At 38.2% G+C, this 24,661-nt stretch carries 10 protein-coding genes; 7 read left to right on the forward strand and 3 right to left on the reverse strand.

The window, feature by feature from the left end; all coding sequences use genetic code 11:
* Positions 1-3: 3 nt before the first annotated feature.
* The 3 genes from RE317_RS13165 to RE317_RS13175 are packed head-to-tail and all read right to left on the reverse strand — an operon-like array spanning position 4 to position 8,071.
* Positions 4-2,853 (reverse strand): SusC/RagA family TonB-linked outer membrane protein, encoded by a 2,850-nt coding sequence (locus RE317_RS13165; RefSeq protein ID WP_008670340.1) that lies wholly within the window; start codon positions 2,851-2,853, stop codon positions 4-6.
* Between the two features lie 40 nt (positions 2,854-2,893).
* A complete protein-coding gene (locus tag RE317_RS13170) occupies positions 2,894-4,870 on the reverse strand; it encodes a RagB/SusD family nutrient uptake outer membrane protein (RefSeq protein ID WP_005853750.1) in 1,977 nt (658 codons plus the stop codon).
* Positions 4,871-4,888: 18 nt separating this feature from the next.
* Positions 4,889-8,071, reverse strand: a complete 3,183-nt coding sequence (locus RE317_RS13175; RefSeq protein ID WP_008670338.1) for a TonB-dependent receptor — start codon at positions 8,069-8,071, stop codon at positions 4,889-4,891.
* 288 nt (positions 8,072-8,359) lie between these two features.
* Here RE317_RS13175 and RE317_RS13180 point away from each other — a divergent pair, with 288 nt between their 5' ends.
* The 7 genes from RE317_RS13180 (at position 8,360) to RE317_RS13210 (ending at position 24,569) form a co-directional block, all read left to right on the forward strand.
* Complete coding sequence (locus RE317_RS13180; protein ID WP_005841224.1) at positions 8,360-9,541, forward strand: phage integrase SAM-like domain-containing protein; 1,182 nt, start codon at positions 8,360-8,362, stop codon at positions 9,539-9,541.
* Positions 9,542-9,907: 366 nt separating this feature from the next.
* Complete coding sequence (locus RE317_RS13185) at positions 9,908-13,201, forward strand: TonB-dependent receptor (RefSeq protein ID WP_005853535.1); 3,294 nt, start codon at positions 9,908-9,910, stop codon at positions 13,199-13,201.
* A gap of 31 nt (positions 13,202-13,232) precedes the next feature.
* Positions 13,233-15,542 carry a RagB/SusD family nutrient uptake outer membrane protein gene (locus tag RE317_RS13190; RefSeq protein WP_005853533.1) on the forward strand — a complete coding sequence of 770 codons (2,310 nt, stop codon included), beginning with the start codon at positions 13,233-13,235 and terminating at the stop codon, positions 15,540-15,542.
* A gap of 213 nt (positions 15,543-15,755) precedes the next feature.
* A complete protein-coding gene (locus RE317_RS13195; protein ID WP_008670326.1) occupies positions 15,756-17,081 on the forward strand; it encodes an oligogalacturonate lyase family protein in 1,326 nt (441 codons plus the stop codon).
* 13 nt (positions 17,082-17,094) lie between these two features.
* A complete protein-coding gene (locus RE317_RS13200; protein ID WP_117873302.1) occupies positions 17,095-18,489 on the forward strand; it encodes an arylsulfatase in 1,395 nt (464 codons plus the stop codon).
* 13 nt (positions 18,490-18,502) lie between these two features.
* Positions 18,503-21,358 (forward strand): glycosyl hydrolase, encoded by a 2,856-nt coding sequence (locus RE317_RS13205; protein ID WP_117873304.1) that lies wholly within the window; start codon positions 18,503-18,505, stop codon positions 21,356-21,358.
* Positions 21,359-21,563: 205 nt separating this feature from the next.
* Positions 21,564-24,569: a DUF4982 domain-containing protein gene (locus tag RE317_RS13210; protein ID WP_117873306.1), complete on the forward strand. Its 3,006-nt coding sequence runs from the start codon at positions 21,564-21,566 to the stop codon at positions 24,567-24,569.
* The last annotated feature ends 92 nt before the right edge of the window (positions 24,570-24,661 follow it).

Genomic DNA, 24,661 nt, shown 5'->3' on the forward strand with positions numbered 1-24,661 from the left:
CAATTAAAAGCCGATAGTTAATCCAGCCACTACACTACGAGTTAAAGGATAAGTCGCTCCATAAACTTCGGGATCGGCAATATTAATCTTATCAAAGCACAAAAGATCAACACCTCTCACATAAATCTTTGCATTGCTCAATATCTTGCTTTTCTTTACCCATATTTGTGGAAACTTGTAATACAACTCTATTGAACGAAGTTTCAAAAATGAGCGGTCTGCCAACCACAAAGTATTAGTTTGATAATTGTTCTCATTACTTTGAGAACTCAAACGAGGATATTTAGCATCTTGATTTTCTGGAGTCCACCGGTTATCATAATATTCCTGTGAAATCGTTGTATTATTTATTAACGGCCAGTATAAACTCTTCGTATTTAATACAGCAGAATATCTTCCTGTCCCTTGGAACATAGCATCAAAGCCTAACCCTTTCCATTCTGCTCCCAAATTGAATGAATAGTAAATTTCAGGAGCAGTAGTACTATGTCCTATAGCAACTTTATCATTCGCATCAATAATATTGTCACCATTAACATCTTTATATTTTATATCACCAGGTTTTACATCACCAAATGACTGTTTAGGACTATTCTCAATGTCAGCTTGATCCTTAAAATATCCGATAACTTCCATACCATAAGTTTGCTTCAGAGGCTTACCTGTAGTTATAAGATTATCATACATACGCGGTTCTTCCATTTGCTCGATAATCTCATTTTTGGCTAAAGCAAAATTGGCTCCTATATTTAAAGTAATGTCAGCAATTTTTTTACGATAATTAGCACCAATTTCAACTCCCCAACTATCGACAATACCACCATTCTCATAAGGAGCAGTAAATCCTAAGACACTTGAATAATGACCGCTTGAAGACACCCAAATATCTGAACGTCTTTCATAATAAGCATCAAAAGATACGTCCAACCCATTGAACATACTGGCATCTAAACCCAAATTATATTTATATGCTTTTTCATGAGTAGAATTCAAAGAAGCCAAACGACCTAATGACCAACTTTGCGTTCCTACAGAATAATTTGTATCAAATGGATAATAACCACCGCCACCATATGTTTGTTCCCAATAGTTAGTAACCTCACTGTCATCATCCAACGGAAGACGGTCGGTATTAATGACACCAAACGAAGCCCTCAGTTTCATAAAATTAATCCAAGAAAGATCTTTCATGAAATTTTCTTTTGACATGACCCAAGCTAAGCCAACAGTGGGAGATATAGACCATTGGTGTCCTGGTGCCAATTTATTAGACGCTGAAGCAACTACACTCAAATCAGCAAAATATTTATCTTTGTATCCATAATGAGTATAGAAAGAGGCATTCTGACGATACCAGGTCTGATCGGTCCCTTTGGTATTACGGTATTCATAGTCCCATTTTAATTGACTATAAATTTTATTGTCCTTATTTATCTGTTTGTCATAAAATAAAGTTGCTGCAAAATTGAATACCCGTGTAAATGCAATACATTTAGCATCACTACTCATCGAACTTTCTTTACCATCAGTATAATAAGTCGTACTTGAAGGTACACCATTTTCCCATGCAGTTACCGAATTACTACCATAAACAAAAGTTTTAGAATGATTTTCCCAATATTGGGCATAGTTATCATAAGATAACATACCGCTTGCTCCTAGTCCTGGAGTTATAGATGATAAATCCTGGGTCAGCGTCATATCAGCGAACAATGTACGTTCGTGGAACTTTGTGTAAGCCGCTGCTTGTGATACAGCTAAAGGATTTTTGGTCCCAGCCCAAGTCGCACTACCTCCCCATGTACCATTTTCCAAACGAGCGGGAAAAGCAGCGGAAGGTAAAGTATAAATCATATCCCATAAATTAGCACCTCCCTGACCATTCGCTCCCGGAGTTCTAGTTTCTGACAGGATACCTAATACATTTAATTTCAATTTTGTTTTTTCTGTCAGATCAATATCCAAATTAGTACGTAAATTGGCTCTGGAGTATTGGTCCTGTGTAGAATATCCATCATTCATATAAGGATTGGCAATAAACCCTTTATTAGTAGTCAAGTTAGCCATAGCATAATAACGGAATTTGCTTGCCCCACCTCGGAAACTTATATTATATATATTGGTAGCATCCATATCGCGATAAGTTTCTCCAAGCCAATCCACATTAGCATACAGATATGGATATTGACCACTACGAAATGCGTTCAATTCATCTTGTGTATAACGCGCTGTTAACCCGTCATTTGCCAATGCTTCATTCATGGCATTTGCATAAGAATAACTGTCTACAAACTTGGGCTTGCGTGCTTGCCAACCGAAACCATGATCATAAGTAAACTTGATTTCACGTGTATTATAAATACCACGTTTGGTAGTAATATTTACTACACCATTTATACCTTTATGCCCGTAAATTGCTACTGCAGCAGCATCTTTCAATATAGTGACAGTTTCTACCTCTTCAGGAGTGACATCTGTAATATCACGTTCAATACCGTCTACCAATATTAACGGATTATTAGTGGATAAACTTTGTAGACCACGAATAAAAAATGTAGGTTCGGCATCTGCATATCGTCCGCTACCTTGCAAAGTAGTCAACCCTGTACCATATCCAAAAAGCGAATTAGCTATATTTTTAGCACTACGCTTATTGAAATCTTCATTATATACGGTAGAAATTGATGAGGTAGATTCTTCCAGACATTGAGCTTTATGATATCCGATTTCTACAACTTCATCGGAATATTTTGCCGGCTTACCGGAAGTTATGCTATCATTGAGTTCCTGTGCATACCCTTGCATACTCAAAAAAGCAAGGAGTGCCGGAATAATTAATCTATTTTTTCTCATAATAATTAATTCAAATTGTAATTGAAGTATTCATTAGTTATTACCATCCGGGATTTTGAACAAGCCCGTATCCTTTATTAACTTCTGTTGACGGGAATGGAGAAAGATACCATTTAGGGTCAAATCCATTTGTCCACCAATAACGAGTTGGGTTATTCAATTCAAATTTTTCATATTCAAAATGGGTCGGATAAGCCATCTTCCCTTCATCGTTTCCACGCCAAGGCAAATCTCTTCGTACTCCGTTGTCATCCAAACGATAAATGAAAAGTCCATGCAATTGTTTTTCAAATATATCTGCTCGTTTATAGCGAATCAAGTCAAAGAAGCGTGCATCTTCCATACCTAACTCACAAGCACGTTCACGAAGAAGTTCTTCGATAAAAGCATCCTTGTTACTTTGTAAATTTTTATCCGGATTACATTCTGCCAATCCTTTCATTCCTACACGTGCACGTACAATATCTACTTGAGCTATAGCTTTATCCATACTGCCTCGTGAACTTTGACACAATGCTTCCGCATAAATTAAATGCAGTTCAGCTATACGGATACAAGGCCAATGTACATATCTACGCAGCATATCGTTTCCCATTAAGAATTTGATAGGTGCATATCCCGTAGCAAATGAACCTGTTTGACTGGTAGGACCATTGCCGGCACTCTTTCCCCCCAACCACGATTCAAAACAATAACCTGACATATTTCCTGTGGTCCAATCCAAAGATTCTTGCTGACCGTTTACAATGATTTCTTCATACATACGCGGGTCACGGGTCAATTCTATATTTATCAGTCCGTCACTGGTTGTGCCCGTTCCTTTCAAAAACATTTCATCCAGTTTTCCTTCACTTTTGGCCTTATCCCAATCAAACGGCGTACCATCTTTCCAAGGGAACATTTCCATATATTCTTGTGTAGGACTGTAACCACGATGAATGCTCATAAGAGGATCTCCCCATTGGTGCCAATTATAATGACTTGATTTGAATGCATCAATATCAATTACACGTGTGTTTATCAATACTTCCGGGCTATCCAAATTAGCATAGCCTGCACGATATGCCAAACGATAATCTTCTGGACGAGTACCTTTCGCCTGCTGTAAACTATATCCACCTTTAGAAGCCAGTTCATTAAAGAATTGTTCACACGCTTCCAGACAGCGATCCCATAGTTCCGGTTTATAACCACCATACCAAATAGCAGGATTGCCTGTCGCTCCCGGGTAATAAGGCTGGTCGGAATTAAATAAAGGTGAGGCTGCAAATTGAAGAATACGACATTTATAAGCTAAAGCTGCCGCTCTAGTCCAACGTCCGGATTCAGATGCAGGTGTTTCTACAGTCCAAGGAAGTACAGCAGCAGCTTCATCCAGCAATTGTACCATATAATTCACTGTTTCTTCCACACTGTTACGAGGCATTTCATAGCTTGTATCCGTTCCACTGAATGTACCTTTAATTAAAGGAATGCCACCATAATGACGAAATACATCAAAATAACGGGAAGCAAGAATACATTTCGCCTGTGCCACCATAGAAGCTTTTTCATCTTCCCCTAGCCCCGGTACATTATCAATATTCTCAATCAACATCCATACTCCACGTACAGCTTCCCAGACATTATTTCTTAAATAATCAAATTTATCAGAACGTTTACCATAATTGGCAGTGTGAGTACCTTTATAATATGGTCCTGAGATTCCACATGACGGATAAGTGAAAACATACAAATCTGTTAAAGCTTCAGGCTTGCCTACATATTGATTGGAACTTTCCTGATTAGCCACATTCTTATATGGAAGCCCATAATATTGCATGCCATAAAGATTAGTCAGAAATTGTCGGGTATATTCAGCATTATTAAATACTGTATCTTTTGTAACCGAACCTCCCGGAGCCTTTTCCAAAAAAGAGTTGCCAAACTTAATCTCATCGACACATGAAGTAGCGATGACAGATGTCAGAGCCAGTCCTGAAGCAACATTAAAAATCCATTTATTATATTTTTTCATTTGATTGCATTATTAAGATTAAAAACCAAGTTTCAAACTCAATGAATATGTTTTTGTCAGCGGATAAGAGGGAGAATTACTAGCCTTTGATTCCGGATCACTCCAAAAATATGGAGTAAAGGTCAATAAATTATATCCACTTAACGCTAACTGCATAGTATTCAGTTTCAGTTTTTTCATAAACGGAAGATTGAAATTATAAGCAATTTGCAGATTTTTCAAACGAAGATACTTAGCATCTTTCTCCCACAAAGTTGATTCCGCATAGTTATTGGTATCGTTGATAAATGTCGCACGCGGATATTCCGCATTTGGATTCGGATTCTCTGGAGTCCATGTATGATTTAACATATATTCCAACAAACCTCCTTGATCTGAGTTTGTACGGTCTGTAAAAGGTTGGCGGAATACACTTGATATACTACGGCTTACATTCCATGCGGCAGTCCATTGCATTGAAACATCAAATCCCTTCCAACTGAATCCCATATTAAGACCGGCCATGTATTCCGGATCATCTGTGAAACCAAATTGACGTGACATATCGTTAGAATCTATTTTACCATCGTTATTTAAATCGACATATACACAATCACCATTTTTTAAATCACTGACTAATTGTTCTGGCATATCCGTACCATATACTTCTTTGTAATGAGCAGGGGTTGTTTCCGAATTATAATATTCAAAGAATTTATATTGACTGCGTGAACCAAGACGACGTCCTTTTTGATACATATACTCTTCATTTTGCGGAGCTTCTTTTCTCTCTACCACCCGATTTTGATTGTACATCAAATTCAATCCTACGTTATACCTGAAATTGTCACCTATTTGATCATTCCATTTTAAAGTGATTTCCCAACCCCAGCTTCTCATTTCCCCAAGATTAGCCAATGGAGGAGTAAATCCTAATACAGAAGGAGCCGTACCGTCACTCAACATAATGTCTGTACGTTTTTCATGATAATAATCAAATGAAGTGCGTAAACGATCATTAAGGAAATTAGCATCTACACCCAAATTGGTTTTCAACGCTTTTTCCCATGTAATATCTTGGTTATTCTTTCCATTTTCATAAGCAGCAGGACTTACTGTGGAATTATTGATACCAAACAAAAAACCATGACCATCACGGTTAATTAAAGAAGAATTATTAACTACATAAGGATCAGACATATAGAGGAAACGTTGCTTGTTTCCGTCAAAACTATCATTACCAACTAGACCGATTGTATAACGAAATTTCAAGAAACTTACTACTGATTTTATAGGTTTCCAGAATTTTTCCTCACTAACAATCCAACCAAAAGAACCGGCCGGAAAAGTACCAAAGCGTTTGCCGGGTGCATAATTCTCGGAACCATTATATCCAATATTGAATTCTGCCATATAGCGGTTTTTCCAATCATAAGTTGCACGTCCCACTATACCAACCATACCACGAGGAATATCAGAATATGCACTAGGATAATATATCTTAGACTGATTGTATAACAATAATGCTGAAACATGATGGTTACCGAATTCCCGGGCATAGTTTAAGGCTGCCTCCATATACCAATCACGTGATTTAGCCGGATCCTTATCTTCATATTTCAACTGAGAATTTTGTCCATATTTCTTATAAGCAATCGTACCATCTTCTTGTAATACAGGAGTATAAGTTGCAACACTAGTACTAGCCTGTGTATAAGATGTAAAACCACTATTGTATGATCCTTTAATATGGAATGACAATCCTTTAGTTATAAAATCCAGTTTTTGTTTTAATTGGACATCAGCATTTAAGGTGTTATTACTGGTTCGCATAAAACCTCCACCATAGTATCCCATGCCGCTACCACCAGTAAAAGGCATTCTCAAATCCGGATAGTCCGTACTTGCATTAACCAGTTTGCCATCGACAAGTCCCGGGCTAGAAAACGGAGTGGAATAATACATGTTTATTAACATCCCGGCACTACCCTGTCCAGTATAAGGTTTAGAAGCATTATTCACATTACCAGCAATATTCATTGATAATGTTGTCGTTTTGGTTACGTCAATATCTAGATTTGAACGGTAATTGAAACGATTATATTGATAAGACAGATTATAAGGCAAGTCAAATTCTTTAAATAAACCGCCTTGTGTATAAGCTCCTGCTGAAATAAAATAACGTACACGGTCTGTACCACCTGATATATTAACATTATGCTGTGTTTGAAGGGTCATATCTTTTAAGCAATAGTCTACCCAATCCACACTTGGAAAACGAACGGGATCTGAACCATCTTTAAATTTCTGAATTATTTCATCCGAAAACGTAGGATTCAAACCATCACCAGTATTTATTTGGTTATAAAAAGTAGCATATTGATAAGAATTAGCCATTTTAATACTTTCGGTCGGGGCAATAATACTTGAGGAAGTCGTAAATGAAATCTTAGCCTTTCCTTCCTTACCTCTTTTAGTCGTAATTAAAACAACGCCATTTGCACCTCGTACACCAAAAACAGCCGTAGCAGAAGCATCTTTTAATATAGAAATACTTTCTATTTCATTAGGATCAATATCATTCATACTACGTTCCACACCGTCTACTTGAATAAGAGGAGCAGATTGATTCCATGTAGCTTGACCACGGACAAAAATATTCGCTGCATCACTCCCCGGTTCACCGGAATACTGTACGGTAGTCAAACCTGCCATTTGCCCTGATAACATATTAGAAATGGAGCCTGTTGGAGTTTTTGTCAATTCTTCACCTTTTACACTGGAAATAGCTCCAGTTACAGAAACCTTTTTCTGAACGCCATAAGCTACAACCTCTACTTCTCCTAACATTTGAGAATCATCATCCAAAACTATTTCAATGTTAGATTGTTTTACTTCTACAGTTTTGGAACTATATCCAATGAATGAAATCAATAACTTAGCTCCTTTAGGAACATCCAGCTTAAAAACTCCATCAATGTCGGTTATAGTACCTACTGTCTGACCTTGCACAACAACATTGGCACCAATAATAGGCTCTCCTAAATTATCTACGACCTTACCGGTCACTGATATTTTTTGTTGCTGAATAATATTGTTTGCAGCTACTGCCGACTGTCCTCCAAAGGAAAGGGGCAGAGGACCTGCAAACAGACTAAAGAGAAAAAGCCACCGAAATTTTAATCGATGTCCCAACAGACTTGAATTCTTTCTGTCTTTCATACTTTAATTATTAAGTTAAACAAAAGTTAGTTTTCTATTCTCTCAGGAGAAATAGGTCTCCTACCTGTGAAAAAGTGTTGCAAATATATGCGCGAATATTAAAAAAGCCAATGTAGGATTGTACAAAAGCATGGAATTTTCCGTCTTTTCAACTGAAAAATAGTACAAACTTCTGTGAACAATCTCAAAATGGATAGTTTCAAGAGCATTTTTGTTATACAAGAGTGCTTTTATTTCTGATTGTTACTTTAATATTGTATTGTAAAACGTATAAACTAAAATTTGAATATGGCTAATCTTTCAATAGTAATTGTACCTGCTAAAAAATTATCTAACGGTAGACATAGAGTCAGGATCGCAGTGGCTCATCGTTCACAAACGAGATATATTTCAACCCAATTCATTTTGGATTCTGCAAATCAAATGAAAAATGGACGAGTAGTAAAACATGAAAATGCAGCTAATATAAATGCTTGTTTGCGCAAGTTGATTAATGAATACGAAGAGATTCTTTCGTCTATTCATTATCAGTCGAATATTTCATGCACTGAATTGATACATGTTATAACTCGGGAACAACAAAAAAAAGGAATAACCTTTAATACGGTAGTGAAAGAATATCTTTCAATGATGGAAGCAGACGATCGTAAAAAATCACATAAATTATATAATATAGCTTGTGCAAAGTTCCTTAAACATATGAAAGGTGATTTTCCTTTGGTACAACTCAGTCCGACACATATACAAAGTTTCGCTGATGTAATGAAGGCTGAAGGATTAAAAGAAACTTCTATCAGAATTTACCTCACTTTAATAAAAGTAATATTGAACTATGCCAGGAAAATGAATTATGTAACTTATTTAGTTCATCCTTTTGTTTTATTTAAAATGCCAGTTAGTAATATCAGAGAACTAGATCTGTCCGTTGATGAATTAAAAAAAATACGTGATGTGAAATTATTCAAGTCTGTGCATATCATGGCTCGAGATATATTTATGTTAACTTATTATTTAGGTGGTATTAATCTAAGAGACCTAATGGAGTATGATTTCACTAAAGGGAACTGTATGAGATATATAAGACATAAAACCCGTAATAGCAAAAAAAATGAAAATGAAATAGCTTTCACTATCCAGCCAGAAGCACAGACAATTATTGAACGATATATTTCTGAAAATGGGAAATTAGTTTTTGGCAAATATGAATCTTATGAAAAAGTATATAGTTTGGTCTTTAGACATATAGGGAAGGTGACTGATCTGGCAGGCATAAATAGAAAGGTTTCATATTATTCTGCAAGAAAAACATTTGCACAACATGGTTATGATATAGGTATCGAAATAGAAAAAATAGAATATTGTATTGGTCATAGTATGAAAAACAATCGTCCTATATTTAATTATATACGAATAATGCAAGAGCACGCCGATAAAGTTTTTAGAGAAATCTTCGATCAATTGCTTAAATAGTCAATGTTATTATATATGCATAAATGTCTTTCATATCATGTAAATGTTATTATTGTATTACCTTAAAAAGTAAGTGTGGTTCATAAATCAAGCAAATGCACTTAGACAGCTGATAAAGTACACTTACTTTTTGGAGATATTTTTTAAGTTCAAGTCAGGATATAAACTACTCCATATAAATTTGAGAGCAAAGTAAAATATTTCATAAATACTAACTAAAAGAGTTTTTTTTCCAACAGCAATAAGAGCACTTTATATTCTCTATTATTGTATCATCTATATTATAAAATTCGATGAAATGGGCTTTTTTTGATACTTTCAACTTTATATATCAAGTTAACTTTTGTTTAACTTAATAATTAAAGTATGAAAGACAGAAAGAATTCAAGTCTGTTACGTCGTTTGGAGAAGTTCCAGCGGCTTTTCTTCGTTGCTTTGTTATCCGTATTGGCTGTAGGGGCCTTTGCACAGAGCAAAACCGTTTCGGGTACTGTCCTTGACAAAACAGGTGAGTCTGTAATCGGTGCCAGTGTGGTGGTGAAAGGTACTACCAATGGTACAATTACCGACTTTGATGGTAAGTTCACACTTCAGAATGTTCCTGATAATGGAACGATCCAAGTAAGTTTTGTGGGGTACAAGACCGTAGATATCCAAGTGAAAGGACAATCTACCGTTAAAATAATCTTGGAGGAGGATACCGAAACACTGGATGAAGTGGTAGTGGTTGGTTATGGTGTTCAGAAAAAAAGTGATGTGACTGGTGCTATGGCACGTGTTACGAGTAAGGTTATAGAGGATCGTCCTGTTCAAAATGCTTTGCAGGCTATGCAAGGACGTGTGACAGGTGTGGATATTACGTCTAATAATCGTCCTGGTGAGTTGGGCGATATTCGTATTCGTGGTAATCGTTCTTTAACTGCGGATAATAATCCTTTATATGTTATTGACGGAATACCTATGTCAGCAGGTTCGATTGCTGATGTTAATCCGAGTGATATTGAATCTATGGAAATTTTGAAAGATGCTTCTGCTACCGCTATTTATGGCTCTCGTGGTGCTAATGGTGTTATCTTGGTGACAACCAAAAAAGGTAAAACGGGTAGAACTACTATTAATTATGATGGCTCATTTAGTTTTGGTTTCTTGGATTCAACAACTGATTATATGAATTCTGGTCAATTGTTGGATTATAATCGTCAGTCAGCTATTACGGGTGGTACTTATAATGGTAGATATGGTGACAACCCTGATCCTGAGCGTGATAAAGCTTTATGGCTGAATCCCAACAATATGTCATATATGGATAAACGATTGGAAAAAGTATATCAGCAAAATGCTGATGGAACTTATTCTTATGATCCTTCACAATTAGAAACAACTGATTGGGGCGAATTGGTGACACGTACAGCATTTACTCATAATCATCAGATTTCTCTTTCAGCAGGAACGGAAACTTCCAAATTGTATGTATCATTGGGATATTTGGATCAGAAAGTACCTATGAAAGACCAAGATTTCAAACGTTATACAGCCAATATAAACGGTGAAATTATTCCGACTAAATGGTTGAAAGTGGGAATGGGATTGAATGCTACTCATTCTATTAAAAATTATGGTATTGTAAGTAATACAAGTAATACAGGAGCAAAAGACTCTTATGGTTTGGCTATGGATATGATGCCATGGGTACCGGCTTATAATGAAGATGGTTCTATACTGGAGGTTGCAAGTGCCGATGATCAGGCTTATCATAATCCTTTGAGAAATATAGATGATGCTTGGAATGAAACACGTTATTATGGCGTGAACTTCTCTTCTTATGCAGAATTGGATTTTGGACAATTTTGGGAACCTTTGAAAGGTGTAAAATGGCGTACGAATTTAGGCGCTCAATATCGTAACTCCCGTGTGGGTAGTTATTATGGTGAGGGATATACTAATCCTTTTAAAAATCCTGCAATGGCTCCTAATGTAGCCAATAATGAGCACAGTCAGAAGTTGTCATGGACATTGGAAAACTTGCTGTATATCAATAAAACAATAAAAGATATTCATTCGGTAAATATTACTTTGTTGCAATCAGCTGAACGTTATCGTACTGAAGGGTTGAACATGCGTGGATATGAAATCACATTTCCTTCTTCTTTGTGGTATAATATTGGTGCATCGAATAATGCAAAATATGCTCCAGGCTCCAATTTTTCTACTTGGTCAAGAGCTTCTTATATGGCACGTGTGAATTATGGATTGATGGATAAATATTTGTTGACTGTTACCGGACGATTTGATGGCGCTTCTATGTTGGCTGCTGGAAACAAATGGGATTTCTTTCCTTCTGCTGCATTGGCATGGCGTATGGAACAAGAGAAATGGATACAGCAAATTAATTGGATTAACCAATTAAAACTTCGTGTAGGATATGGTGTTACAGGTAATTCTGCTGTTAATCCTTATCAAACAGCAGGTTCTGTTACTTCTACCTATGCTAGCATCCCATTTGGAGTGGGCAATGTTTCGTCGAATACTATTGGTACAAAGACTAATATTATGCCTAACTATTCTTTAGGTTGGGAAAAAACTTCATCTTTAAATGTTGGTGTTGATTTTGGAGTCTTGGAGAATCGTATTAGTGGTAGTGTTGAATATTATATTGCTAAGACTTCTGATTTGCTGATGAATCAGTCTATTCCGGTAATTACCGGTTATGCACAAATTTTGAATAATGTAGGTAAGACAGAAAATAGAGGTTTTGAAGTTTCGTTGTCAACTGTAAATGTTAAAACAAAAGACTTCACATGGCAAACGGATTGGACTTTCTCTTTGAATAATGAAAAAATTAAAGAATTGGCCGGTGGTGCTACGTATGATTCAACAGGTCCTTGGATGGTGGGTGAGCCTTTGAATAGTTTTTATGATTTCCAGTATGACCGCATTTGGCAAAATACTCAGGAGGATAATCATTTGATGGATGTTTATCGTTCTTTGGGATTGACTTTCCTTCCTGGACAATATAAGATTGTGGATCAACCATTAGTTGAAGTTCCACAAGGTACAGAAGGATCAAAGACTGTAGAAATAAAAGATGCTGCAGGTAATAAAACAGGTGAAGTTGTTTCCTATATGGATAATGGATTTGGTAAATTTGATGATAATGATAAGAAAATTTATAATAAATCTCCTAAATGGACAGGCGGTATCAATAATTCATTTACCTATAAGAACTGGAATTTGAGCTTCTTTACTTATTTTCGATTTGGTAATACTTATTATGGTCTGACCCAGACTATTGGTCGTCGAATTGAAAAAGATACATGGTCACCAACTAATACAGATGCAAAGTTTGCTCAGCCTACTACTGCAACTCGTGAAACTAAATATGACTATGTAAGAAATTATACAAAAGGAAATATGGTTCTTATAAAGAATATAGCTTTGTCTTATACAGTTCCTCAAAGTTGGTTGAAGAAGTGTGGTGCAAGCAGTGCACAGGTATATGCTCAGGTATTGAATCCGTTCCTTTTTGGTGGAGAATTGGTTAAAGCTGGTATTAATCCGGATGATTTGACTGGTTGGGATGCAGGTAATCATATTGGTGGACAAACTAATAATACTTGTATTACTCGCAGTCTTGTTTTGGGAGTAAGATTGGGCTTCTAATTGATAGTATTGATTTTATAATATGAAGAAAATGAAAAAATATATATTAGCTGGTACATTTGCACTTGCATTGGCAAGTTGTTCTGATAGTTTCTTGGAAGAAAAAATGGTATCTTCCATAACACAGGACTATTTGAATACTGAAATAGGTTTGGATCAATTGATTGTGAGTTCATATAATTCGGTTCGTTTTCCTTTGTTGTACACTGAAGGTCTGCATATGTTGGAAACAGGTCATGATTGTGCTATGAAAAGTGGTGCGACGTCATTGAATAAGTTTGCAATATCTGAGTGGTCTCCTTCGGGGCTCATAGGAAATCAGGCTAATCAGTTTATGGGATTTCAGTCAAAGCAGCAGGCTGGATTTTTGATCAATGGCTATCCGATTATCGATAATTGTAATAAGGCTATTACTGCTATTCGTTCAGGGGATGCTTTAGGAAAATATGCTTCTGACCCTTCTTTTGCAGCAGCACGTTTGTCTGAGGTGTTATTTAATCGTGCTTACGTGTATTATTTGCTGAATACAGTTTTTGGTGATGTCTATTTTTCAACGGAAAGTAGTACTTCTTTGCCTTCAAATTATCAATATACGCGTACTCCTGCATCTGTCATGTTCAAGGAACTGATTGGTGATTTGCGTTATGCGGTGGAGCATTTGCCAGAGCAATATAGTGAAGCTGAATATGGACGTGCAACAAAATATGCAGCGGCTCATTTATTGGCTAAGATTTATTTGAATCGTTATCAAGGTAAAGAGTATGGTACTCCTGAATATGGTCGTAGAGCTGATGGAACGATAGATAATAGCAATGAAAAGTCATATTTGGGTATGCTTTATAAAGGTGAGGGGGCTGCGGATTTGGATTCTTGTATTTATTATGCTAATATGGTGATTAATGCTCATCCGTTGGTAGATGATTATCATGAATTGTTCCGCCATGACCTAGGTGATTTCTCGAATGAAAAGACAACAGAGAATGTTTTGAACGCAGTATTTTCAGAAAGTGGTGATAACTATCGTTACGGTGTACGTGCTTTGACTTTCTTTGTCGGTGATTATGCAGGTGACAAGTATGGTATTCCTAGTCGTTTGTGGGAATATGGCGGTAAGTCAAATCAAGGTTTTTGTAATGATGATTTTGGTATAGATGTATTTACAGATAAACTAAATGACTCTCGTTATCAAAAAACTTTCCGTTTGGAATATGTGACAGGCATAAACACTTCGGGGGCTTCTACTCCCAGTGCAAATGGAGATTATTATGCTTACAATGATGAAAGAAATAAAACGTATGTTTGGAATGAGGAACAAGCAGCTTATTTCAATGAACATATTTTGCCTACTTATAATCGTCCTTCTTGGGGAGGTCGTAAAGCTGTGGCGGGAGAACATAAAATGGGAACAGGAGATATCTCACGTGCTATGATTGAGAATACAAAAGAAACCGCTATTGATGTGGAGGTTATCAATGCTCAGCCATATCCTGTATTTGCCAGATGGGTGAAAGATGGCAATAAGTATTATTATCGCCCACAAATTGTTGGTAATGATGATTATTCGTTTGCCGATAGTAAAATTTTCTATGGATTGGAGAATACTTCTAAAACAGGTAAGGTTACAAATATGAAGTATGATGATCCTAATCGTGGTGCTTTGGATAGTGAAAGTGGAGGTCGGGATATTCCGGTTATGCGTTCTGCTGAAATGTACTTGGTGCGTGCTGAGGCTTATGGACGTAAGGGAGAATACGGTAAAGCAATTGAAGATATTAATGTATTACGCAGACGTGCAGCCTTTAAACCTGGTGAAACTCGTAATGAAGTACTTGCACGTTTATATCCTGGACATGAAAATTTAAGTAACGAGTCACAACAATGGCCGTATGAAGTAGATAATAATAGTTATGATGCAATAAAGGTCGATGCTTCATATTGGGATGGAACTTCCGAAAAATCAAAATTAGAAAATTATACTCCTGTTGCTGATACTCCGGAAAAACGTTTTCTGGAATTTATATATAATGAATATGCGAGAGAGTTCAATGAAGAATTTATCTACTATGGAGTGATTCACCATGCAGGTGTTCAAGCTCAGCGTATTCAGTGGCATAACCAAATGGGAGCAAATTCGGCTAATAACACTTATCCGGTAGGTTCATGGGATGTTTCTGATAATGTGAATGGTGGTAATGGTCAAACAGGAAATGCTAAAGGCAATTTCCAGAATTATATGACATTGAAACCATTCTCTAGAACTTTTATAGAGTTGCTGACAGATGAAAATGGTGTGTTGTTGGATGAAGCTGCAAAAAAAGCTTATCAGAATTATGGATATTAATTAAATTGATAATATCAATATGTTCTTGGAAATGAGGTTAATTAGGAAATTTGATTAACTCGTTAAAAAAGTAAGGTGGCATTGTCGGTGTTACCTTACTTTTTTATGAGTTAACTAAAAAGTGAACAATTAACCATATAAATGGATAAAATTCTATTTGATATAATTTCTCTCATGCATAAATTTGTCGTATCAGATAAAAAATGACATGCTATGAGAAAGACATTTTTAGCTATTACATTATTTTTAGCTTTTAGTAAAGCCGCATTGGCTCAGTTTGGAAACTGCACTGCATCGGAAATGCGGACTTATGTAGATAGTGCGACCGGCAATACTATCACTATGTTGACCGACACGATGAAGAATGACCGTTTTCTTTATCAGACTGATCCCATGTGGACGGCTGATGGCAAATACTTATTGTTCAGGTCTTCCAGCCGTGGAAATGACAAAGAGGTGGAAAGTACGCTTCCTAACGGAGAAAAACGTAAATGGACTCCTACACAGATTTACTTTATTGAAATGGCCACCGGTAAGATTATTCAAGCTACGGAAGGACCGAACTTGGGCAGTGCTTTTTTGGCTAATAAAACGAATCGTATGTTTGTCAGCCGGAAAGAAAAAGAAAACTGGAACATGTATGTAATGGACTTGAATAAATTCTTTGCCGATGTAAAACAAGGAAAAGTAGGTAAACCATCCGCTTATGAAACTTTCATAGGCACTTTCCCCACTGAGATGGGACGTCCGGGAGGATATGCTGTGGATTGTAATGATGATTATGCCTACATAACTGTTGAGCGTGAGGGTACGGAAGAGGAAAAGGAACGTATGATGAAAAACGCTTTCCTGCCTGAAAATAACCAGCCGGTAAAGATAAAGCCAACTCTTTGCGGAATTCGTAAAATGAATCTCAGTACAGGAGAAGTAACTAAGGTTATTGATACGGAATTTAAAACAGGACATATACAAGCCAGCCGTTTTACTCCGGGTGAAATTGTTTTTTGTAACGAAACCGGTGGCGATGCCCATCAGCGTATGTGGTTTTGCACGGCAGATGGAACAGTCTTTAAACCTTTATATAAAGAAACTCCGCTAGATTGGGTGACTCATGAAACTTTTGCAACCAAAGATTTTGTATATTTCAATATCTTAGGATTTCAGCCGCGCCTTCGCAAACAGGCGAGTGGTATTGTGCGTATCAATTTGCGTACGGATGATGTAGAGTTGATAGGGCAGGTGGAATTAGAAAAAGACCGCCAAGCGATTGACGGCCAATTGGTAGGAAGAGGTTTCTGGCATTGTAATGCCAGCCGTGATAATAAATGGGCTGCCGGAGATACTTTTGGAGGAAATGTATGGTTGGTTAATGTACAGACCGGGGAGCGTCATTGGTTGGCGTCGGATACCAAGATGAAACCGGATCATGCACATCCCAGCTTTAGTCCGGATGGTACGAAAGTTCTTTTCCAATCCGGACATTTTACAAATGGAAAAAGATTGAATTTAATGATGGTGGATATTTCATCCTTTAAATAAAGTAAGGTTGGATATGAAAAATACACGTAAGATATTATTTTCCGCAGCTTTGTTGTCTTCAGGGCTTACGATGGCCCAGACTACAACGGCAGAGAAATCGCCCAATGTTATTTATATTATGGCGGATGATTTGGGAATAGGTGATTTGGGATGCTATGGTCAGCGTCAGATTAAGACACCGAATATTGATGGGATAGCTCAGAACGGGATGAAGTTTATGCAGCATTATTCCGGTTCTACGGTCAGTGCTCCGTCCCGTTGTGCTCTGATTACAGGAAAGCACATGGGACATGCCGCAATCAGAGGAAATGCAAAAGTGGCAGGTTCGGATGGATTGTTATATGAAACTCCGCTTCCTGCCGGTGAAGTTACCGTAGCCGATATTTTTAAAACAAAGAATTATGTTACCGGATGTGTAGGCAAATGGGGAATGGGAGGACCGGGTACGGAAGGTGTGCCCGGCAAACATGGTTTTGATTATTTCTACGGTTATCTGGGGCAACGTTTTGCTCATAGTTATTACCCTGAGTTCTTGCATGAGAATGAGCAGAAGATTATGCTGGATGGGAAATATTATTCGCATGACTTGATGTTGGAAAAGGCTTTGAATTTTATTGATGAAAATGCGCAGAAACCTTTCTTCCTTTATTTTTCACCGACCATACCCCATGCGGATCTTGATATAATGGGGGAAGCGATGACGGAATATGAGGGGGAATTTTGTGAAACTCCTTTTGGAGGAAGCAGAGACGGTTATAAATCGCAGCAAAATCCGCGTGCGGCGTATGCGGCGATGGTTACTTATTTGGATAAAAGTGTGGGCTTGATTATTAAAGAGTTGAAAGAGAAAGGTTTGTATGATCATACGATCATTGTTTTTACTTCCGATAATGGAGTCCATTCGGAGGGAGGGCACGATCCATCTTATTTTGACAGTAATGGTCCGTTCAGAGGTCAGAAAAGAGATTTATATGAAGGAGGTATCCGTACTCCGTTCGTCATTCAATGGCCGGGAGTTATTCCACAAGGAGTAGTTACCAATCATATTTCTGCATTTTGGGATTTTTTGCCTACTATAGGTGAATTGGTGCAGGCGGATATTCCTCAAAATATTGATGGTATATCTTATTTGCCTACTCTTACGGGAAAAGGTACTCAGAAGGAGCATGATTGTATTTATTATGAGTTCTTTGAATTTGGAGGAAAGCAATCTATTATGACACCTGATGGCTGGAAGTTGGTAAGACTGGAAGTTAGTGATCCGTCTAAAACCTACGAAGAATTGTATAATATTTATACAGATCCGGCGGAAACTTCCAATGTGATAAAACAATATCCTGATGTGGCAAAAAAATTAAAGAATATGATAGGTGGTCAACGTGTTGAAAATGCCCGTTTCCATTTTTAAACAAGTAAGATTTATGAAGCAATCCTTATTTTTAAAGAAATGCAGTAAGTTCTGTTATGTACTTTTTGCAGTTTGTGGCTGTTTGGCTTGTACACAGAATCAGAAGATTGAATGGCCGCAAGTGACTAACGAGACCAAGCCTTGGACGCGATGGTGGTGGGAAGGCAATGCGGTCAGGACTACTGACTTGGATACGGTTATGCGTAAGTACCAGGAGGCAAATCTGGGTGGATTGGAGATCACTCCTATTTATGGAATACATGGTTATGAGGATCGCTTTAAAGATTTTCTTTCTCCGGAATGGGTTGATTTGTTTCTGTATACTTTGCAGGAAGCGAAGCAGTTGGGGTTAGGAATTGATTTGGCTAATGCTTCGGGATGGCCGTTTGGAGGACCTTGGGTCACTCCCGAAGATGCGTGCAAGACGGTGGCTTATAAAACTTATCAATTGAAAGAAGGCGAACAACTAAGTGAACCTGTCCGGTATAAGGAAGAAGGCTTTGTCAGATTGGCAGGGCATACTCCGGTAAAACTGGCGGATTTGAAAGAACCGGTCAGTGCGAATGCTGATTTACAGACATTGGCATTGGATCAGGTACGATATAAAAAGGAACTGCCTTTGATTATAGTGACCGCTAATAGTGATAAAGGTGAATGTCTTGACTTGACTTCAAAAATAAAGCCGGATGGTACATTGGACTGGACGGCTCCTCAAGGTGACTGGACTATTTGCGCTCTGTTCCAAGGTCATCATGGAAAAATGGTAGAACGTGCAGGACCTGGTGGTGAAGGTGATGTGATAGATCATTTTTCAGCTTCGGCCATTGATCATTATCTCAGTAAATTCGATGAGGCTTTTAAAGGAAAGGATATCAGTTATCTGAGGTATTATTTTAATGACTCTTATGAAGTGGACGATGCAAGAGGCGAGTCAAATTGGACTCCTGCTTTTTTTGACGAATTCCAAAAATATAGGGGATATGACTTGCGTCAGCACTTACCTGCATTGTTAGGTATGGATACACCGGACAAGAATGCAAGGGTGTTGTATGATTATAGACAAACCATAAACGATTTATTGATAAATCATTATTCCATTCGTTGGCAACATTGGGCGGCAAAACAAGGAAAGGGTATAAGGAATCAGGCTCATGGTTCTCCTGCCAATATTCTGGATTTGTATGCAGTGAGTGATGTGCCCGAAATAGAAGGGCGTGATTTGGTCAGTATAAAAGCGGCTCCGTCTGTAGCCCATACGGAAGGAAAGAAACTCTCATCTTCGGAAAGTGCGACTTGGCTGGATGAACATTTCCAATCGAATCTGGGAGATGTAAAGAAAGCACTTGATCTTTTCTTTCTGGGTGGGGTGAATCATATTTTTTATCATGGCACTTGTTTCAGTCCGCAGGAGGCTCCTTGGCCGGGATGGTTATTTTATGCGGCAGTCCATTTTCATCCGAATAATCCGTTTTGGGAGGATTTTAAATATTTGAATCAGTATGTTACTCGTGTACAGTCATTTTTACAGGATGGCACTCCTGATAATGATGTTCTTTTATACTATAACATAGCCGATGTGATGTCTGAGCAAGGGAACAGAAGTCTTCAACACTTTAGCGGATTGGATCGTAATATGTTGGAATCTTCAGTCAGAGAAAGTGCGGTAACTTTAACAGAGAATGGTTATGCGTGGGATATGATTTCTGACAAGCAACTTCTTAAAACTAATATTGAGAAAGAAATGATTGTAACGCCCGGTGCCGCATATAAAACCGTTCTTGTTTCGGCGGCGCAATATATTCCTTATGAAACAATGGAAAAACTGATGGCTTTGGCTGATGAAGGTGCTACCGTTGTGTTTTATAAGGGAATTCCTCAAGATATGGCCGGAATGATTCTTTCGGAAGAGAAACAGGCTCATTTTAAAGAAATGCTGGATGCTCTGGACTTTCATGCTGAAGGTGCTGTTAAATGTGCTCGTGTAGGTAAGGGGAAGATTTGTTTGTCAGATGATATTAATGCTCTGATGAATGAGGCGAATGTGGGTGCCGAGAAAATGTATCAAGCAGGTCTGCAATGTATCCGAAGAAATAGTGCGACGGGAAAATATTACTTTATAGAAAATAGTAGCGACCGTAAAATAGAGGATTGGATTCCACTTCGTACAGAAGCTCGGAGTGCGGCGATTTTCAATCCAATGACTGGTGCCAGTGGTTTGGCTGCTATGAAACGCAATGACGGGCAAACAGATGTTTACCTGGAATTGAATCCGGGTGAAACTGTCATTGTATCAACTTCCAGTCAGAATTTTACAGGAGATGCCTATGCTTATTATCAAAATGCAGGTGAGCCCAATCCTGTTTCCGGCAGTTGGACTGTTTCTTTTGTTCAAGGAGGTCCTCAACTTCCTGCTTCTATAACGGTTGACAGTTTGGGCTCATGGACTGATTTTGTAGGGGATGAATATAAAGCTTTTTCTGGAACAGCCGTTTATACGACTACTATAAATAAGGTGCCTGTAGCGGATGTGATCAAATTGGATCTTGGCTCTGTAGCGGAAAATGCATCTGTCTATTTGAATGGAGATTATATCGGTACAGTGATTGACTCTCCTTATCAATTGTATATCCCTGCTGAAAAATTCAAAGGACAGGATGAGTTAGTTGTCAGAGTAGCCAACTCTATGGCGAATCGAATTGCTTATATGGATAAGAAGGGAGTGGACTGGAAGATTTTCTATAATGTAAATATGTCTGCAAGAAAAAAGGAAAATGTGAAAAATGGTATCTTTGATGCTTCTGATTGGGAACCAAAATTTTCAGGGCTATTGGGACCTGTAACGTTGACTCCGGCTATGGTGAAGCAATGAATTATATAGTCCTGATGTTGCAACCTATAGAATAAATGTTTCAGGGTATTTGTGTAATATGTTGATTGTTAATGTGATATGTGAATATGTGCAACATGAATACCCTGAAATTTCGTTTTGAACGAATTTCTATATAAATGTATCTTATTCTATGGTAAGAGAGGGAACTTTATGCTAGTTTTGCAACAAACAATTTGAGATAGCTATGAGAAACAAAATTCTTTTATTTTTATTGACTTTTATAGGAATAAGTCAGATTGCGGCAGCATCAGCTGTTCGTGATAAATACAATTTTAATTCTGAATGGTTACTTTATGTTGGCGATATACCGGAAGCCAAAGAGGTACGTTTTCAGGATACGGATTGGAAGAAAGTAACATTACCCCGTCCTTTTAATGAAGATGAAGCTTTTCGTTTAAGTATAGAACAACTGACGGATACTGTGATGTGGTATCGTAAACATTTCCGTCTGCCTGCCGGCAGCAAGAACAAAAAAGTCTTTGTTGAATTTGAAGGGGTCCGTCAAGGAGCTGATTTTTATATCAATGGTGAATATATCGGCTTGCATGAAAATGGTGCGATGGCTGTAGGTTTCGATTTGACTCCTTATATTAAATATGGACAAGAGAATGTAATGGCGGTCCGCATTGATAACAATTGGAATTATAAGGAACGTGCCACTGATACTAAGTATCAATGGAGTGACCGTAATTTCAACGCCAATTATGGAGGTATACCTAAGAATGTATGGCTTCATGTAACCGATAAGGTTTATCAGACACTTCCCTTGTATAGTAATTTAAAAACGACCGGTGTCTATATCTATGCGGAAGATATCCGTGTGAAGTCTCGTAAGGCTGTGGTTCATGCAGAGTCTGAAATAAAAAATGAATATAATCGGGATAAGAAAGTCGCTTATAAGGTTGAAGTGTTTGATCGTGACGGGAAAAGCATAAAAAGTTTTGAGGGTACTCAGACGGTAGTAAAACCGGGTGAAACTGCGACTTTGGAAGCTTCAGCAGAAATAGACGGACTTCATTTCTGGAGTTGGGGATACGGATATTTGTACACAGTAAAAACCAGTTTATGGGTGGATGGCAGAAAAGTAGATGAAGTGGCTACCCGTACCGGTTTCCGTAAAACTCGTTTCGGCAGAGGAATGATTTGGTTGAATGACCGGGTGATTCAGATGAAAGGTTTTGCACAGCGTACCAGTAATGAATGGCCGGGAGTCGGTATGAGTGTTCCTGCATGGTTGAGTGATTATAGTAATGGTCTGATGGTGGAAGATAATGCCAACTTGGTTCGTTGGATGCATATCACCCCTTGGAAGCAGGATATTGAATCGTGTGACCGTGTCGGATTGATTCAGGCAATGCAGGCCGGTGATGCAGAAAAGGACCGTGAAGGCCGTCAATGGGAACAACGTACAGAATTGATGCGTGATGCCATTATTTACAACCGTAATAATCCGAGTATTTTATTCTATGAATGTGGAAACGAATCAATCAGTCGTGAACACATGATAGAAATGAAAGCGATTCGTGATAAGTATGACCCTCATGGAGGCCGTGCCATCGGTTCTCGTGAAATGCTTGATATTCGTGAAGCCGAATATGGTGGCGAGATGCTTTATATCAATAAGAGCAAACATCATCCGATGTGGGCCATGGAATACTGCCGTGATGAAGGTCTGCGCAAATATTGGGATGAATATTCTTATCCTTATCATAAAAATGGGGAAGGAAATAATTCATTCCGTTCTGCAATGACTAATAAGGTCCAGAAAAAGGTGGATGCCCGTGCTTATAATCACAATCAGGATTCCTTTACTATTGAGAATGTGATTCGTTGGTTTGATTATTGGCGTGAACGTCCGGGTACTGGTGACCGTGTCAACTCGGGAGGTGTGAAAATCATCTTCTCGGATACGAATACACATTATCGCGGTGTGGAGAATTATCGTCGTAGTGGTGTGACAGATGCCATGCGTATCCCTAAAGATCCTTTCTATGCACATCAGGTGATGTGGGACGGATGGGTGGATATAGAGAATCCCCGTATTCATATCGTTGGTCATTGGAACTATAAAGAAGATGTGGTAAAACCTGTTTATGTGGTATCCAGTGCAGAAAAAGTGGAATTGTTCCTGAATGGTAAATCTTTAGGAAACGGTCAAAGAGATTATCATTTCTTGTATACTTTCAAAGATGTGGCATTTGTTCCGGGCAAGTTGGAAGCTGTAGGGTATGATAAGAATGGAAAAGAATGTTGTCGCGCTGAATTGCAGACTGCCGGCAAGCCGGAACAGATTAAACTTAGTGTGATTCAAAGTCCTAAAGGCTGGAAAGCGGATGGAGCTGATATGGTATTGCTTCAAGTGGAAGTGATGGATAAAGATGGCAGACGTTGCCCGCTGGCTAATGATCTGATACATTTTGACGTAGAGGGACCGGCTGAATGGCGTGGTGGAATAGCACAGGGCAAAGATAATTATATTCTTTCAAAAGATTTGCCTGTAGAATGTGGAATCAACCGGGCTTTGATACGCTCTCTTACGACTCCGGGAACAGTTCGTATAACAGCCAAGGCTGATGGATTGCAATCTGCCGAAATCAGTCTTTCTTCCGCACCGGTTGAAGTGAAGAATGGCTTGAGCAATTATATTCCGGGAGATGAACTGGAGGGCAGGCTGACCCGTGGAGAAACTCCGTTGACTCCTTCTTACAAGGATACGAAAGTCGATGTGAATATCTTATCGGCGGTTGCCGGAGCCAACCAGGATGAAGCGATAAAAAGTTTCGATGATAATGAATTGAGTGAATGGAAGAATGATGGCAGACTGAACAGTGCATGGATAACTTATAGTTTGGAACGTGCGGCCCGTGTGGATGAAATTTGCATGAAACTTACCGGTTGGCGTTTGCGTAGCTATCCTTTGGAAATATATGCAGGTGATGAACTGATTTGGAGTGGTGAAACTGAAAAGAGTTTGGGATATATCCACCTGAATGTAAAACCTGTATTGACAAATGAGATAACCATTCGTTTGAAAGGTGCCAGCAAGGAAGGTGACGGTTTCGGACAAATTGTAGAAGTTGCTGCCCCTGCTGCGGGTGAGTTGGATTTGTTTAAGGCAAAAAATGGCGATAAAACCAATCACGAGTTACGCATTGTTGAAATTGAGTTTAAAGAGAATTTGTGGCAATAGAGATGTGGATATTTTTTAGAGGTAAAGATTGATAGACAGGAGTTTCTTTTTTAAGTAGATAGGCGGGGAAACTCCCCGCTTGTATTAAGGTT

This window comes from Phocaeicola sp. GP0067, assembly GCF_031119655.1.
Classification (GTDB): domain Bacteria; phylum Bacteroidota; class Bacteroidia; order Bacteroidales; family Bacteroidaceae; genus Phocaeicola; species Phocaeicola vulgatus.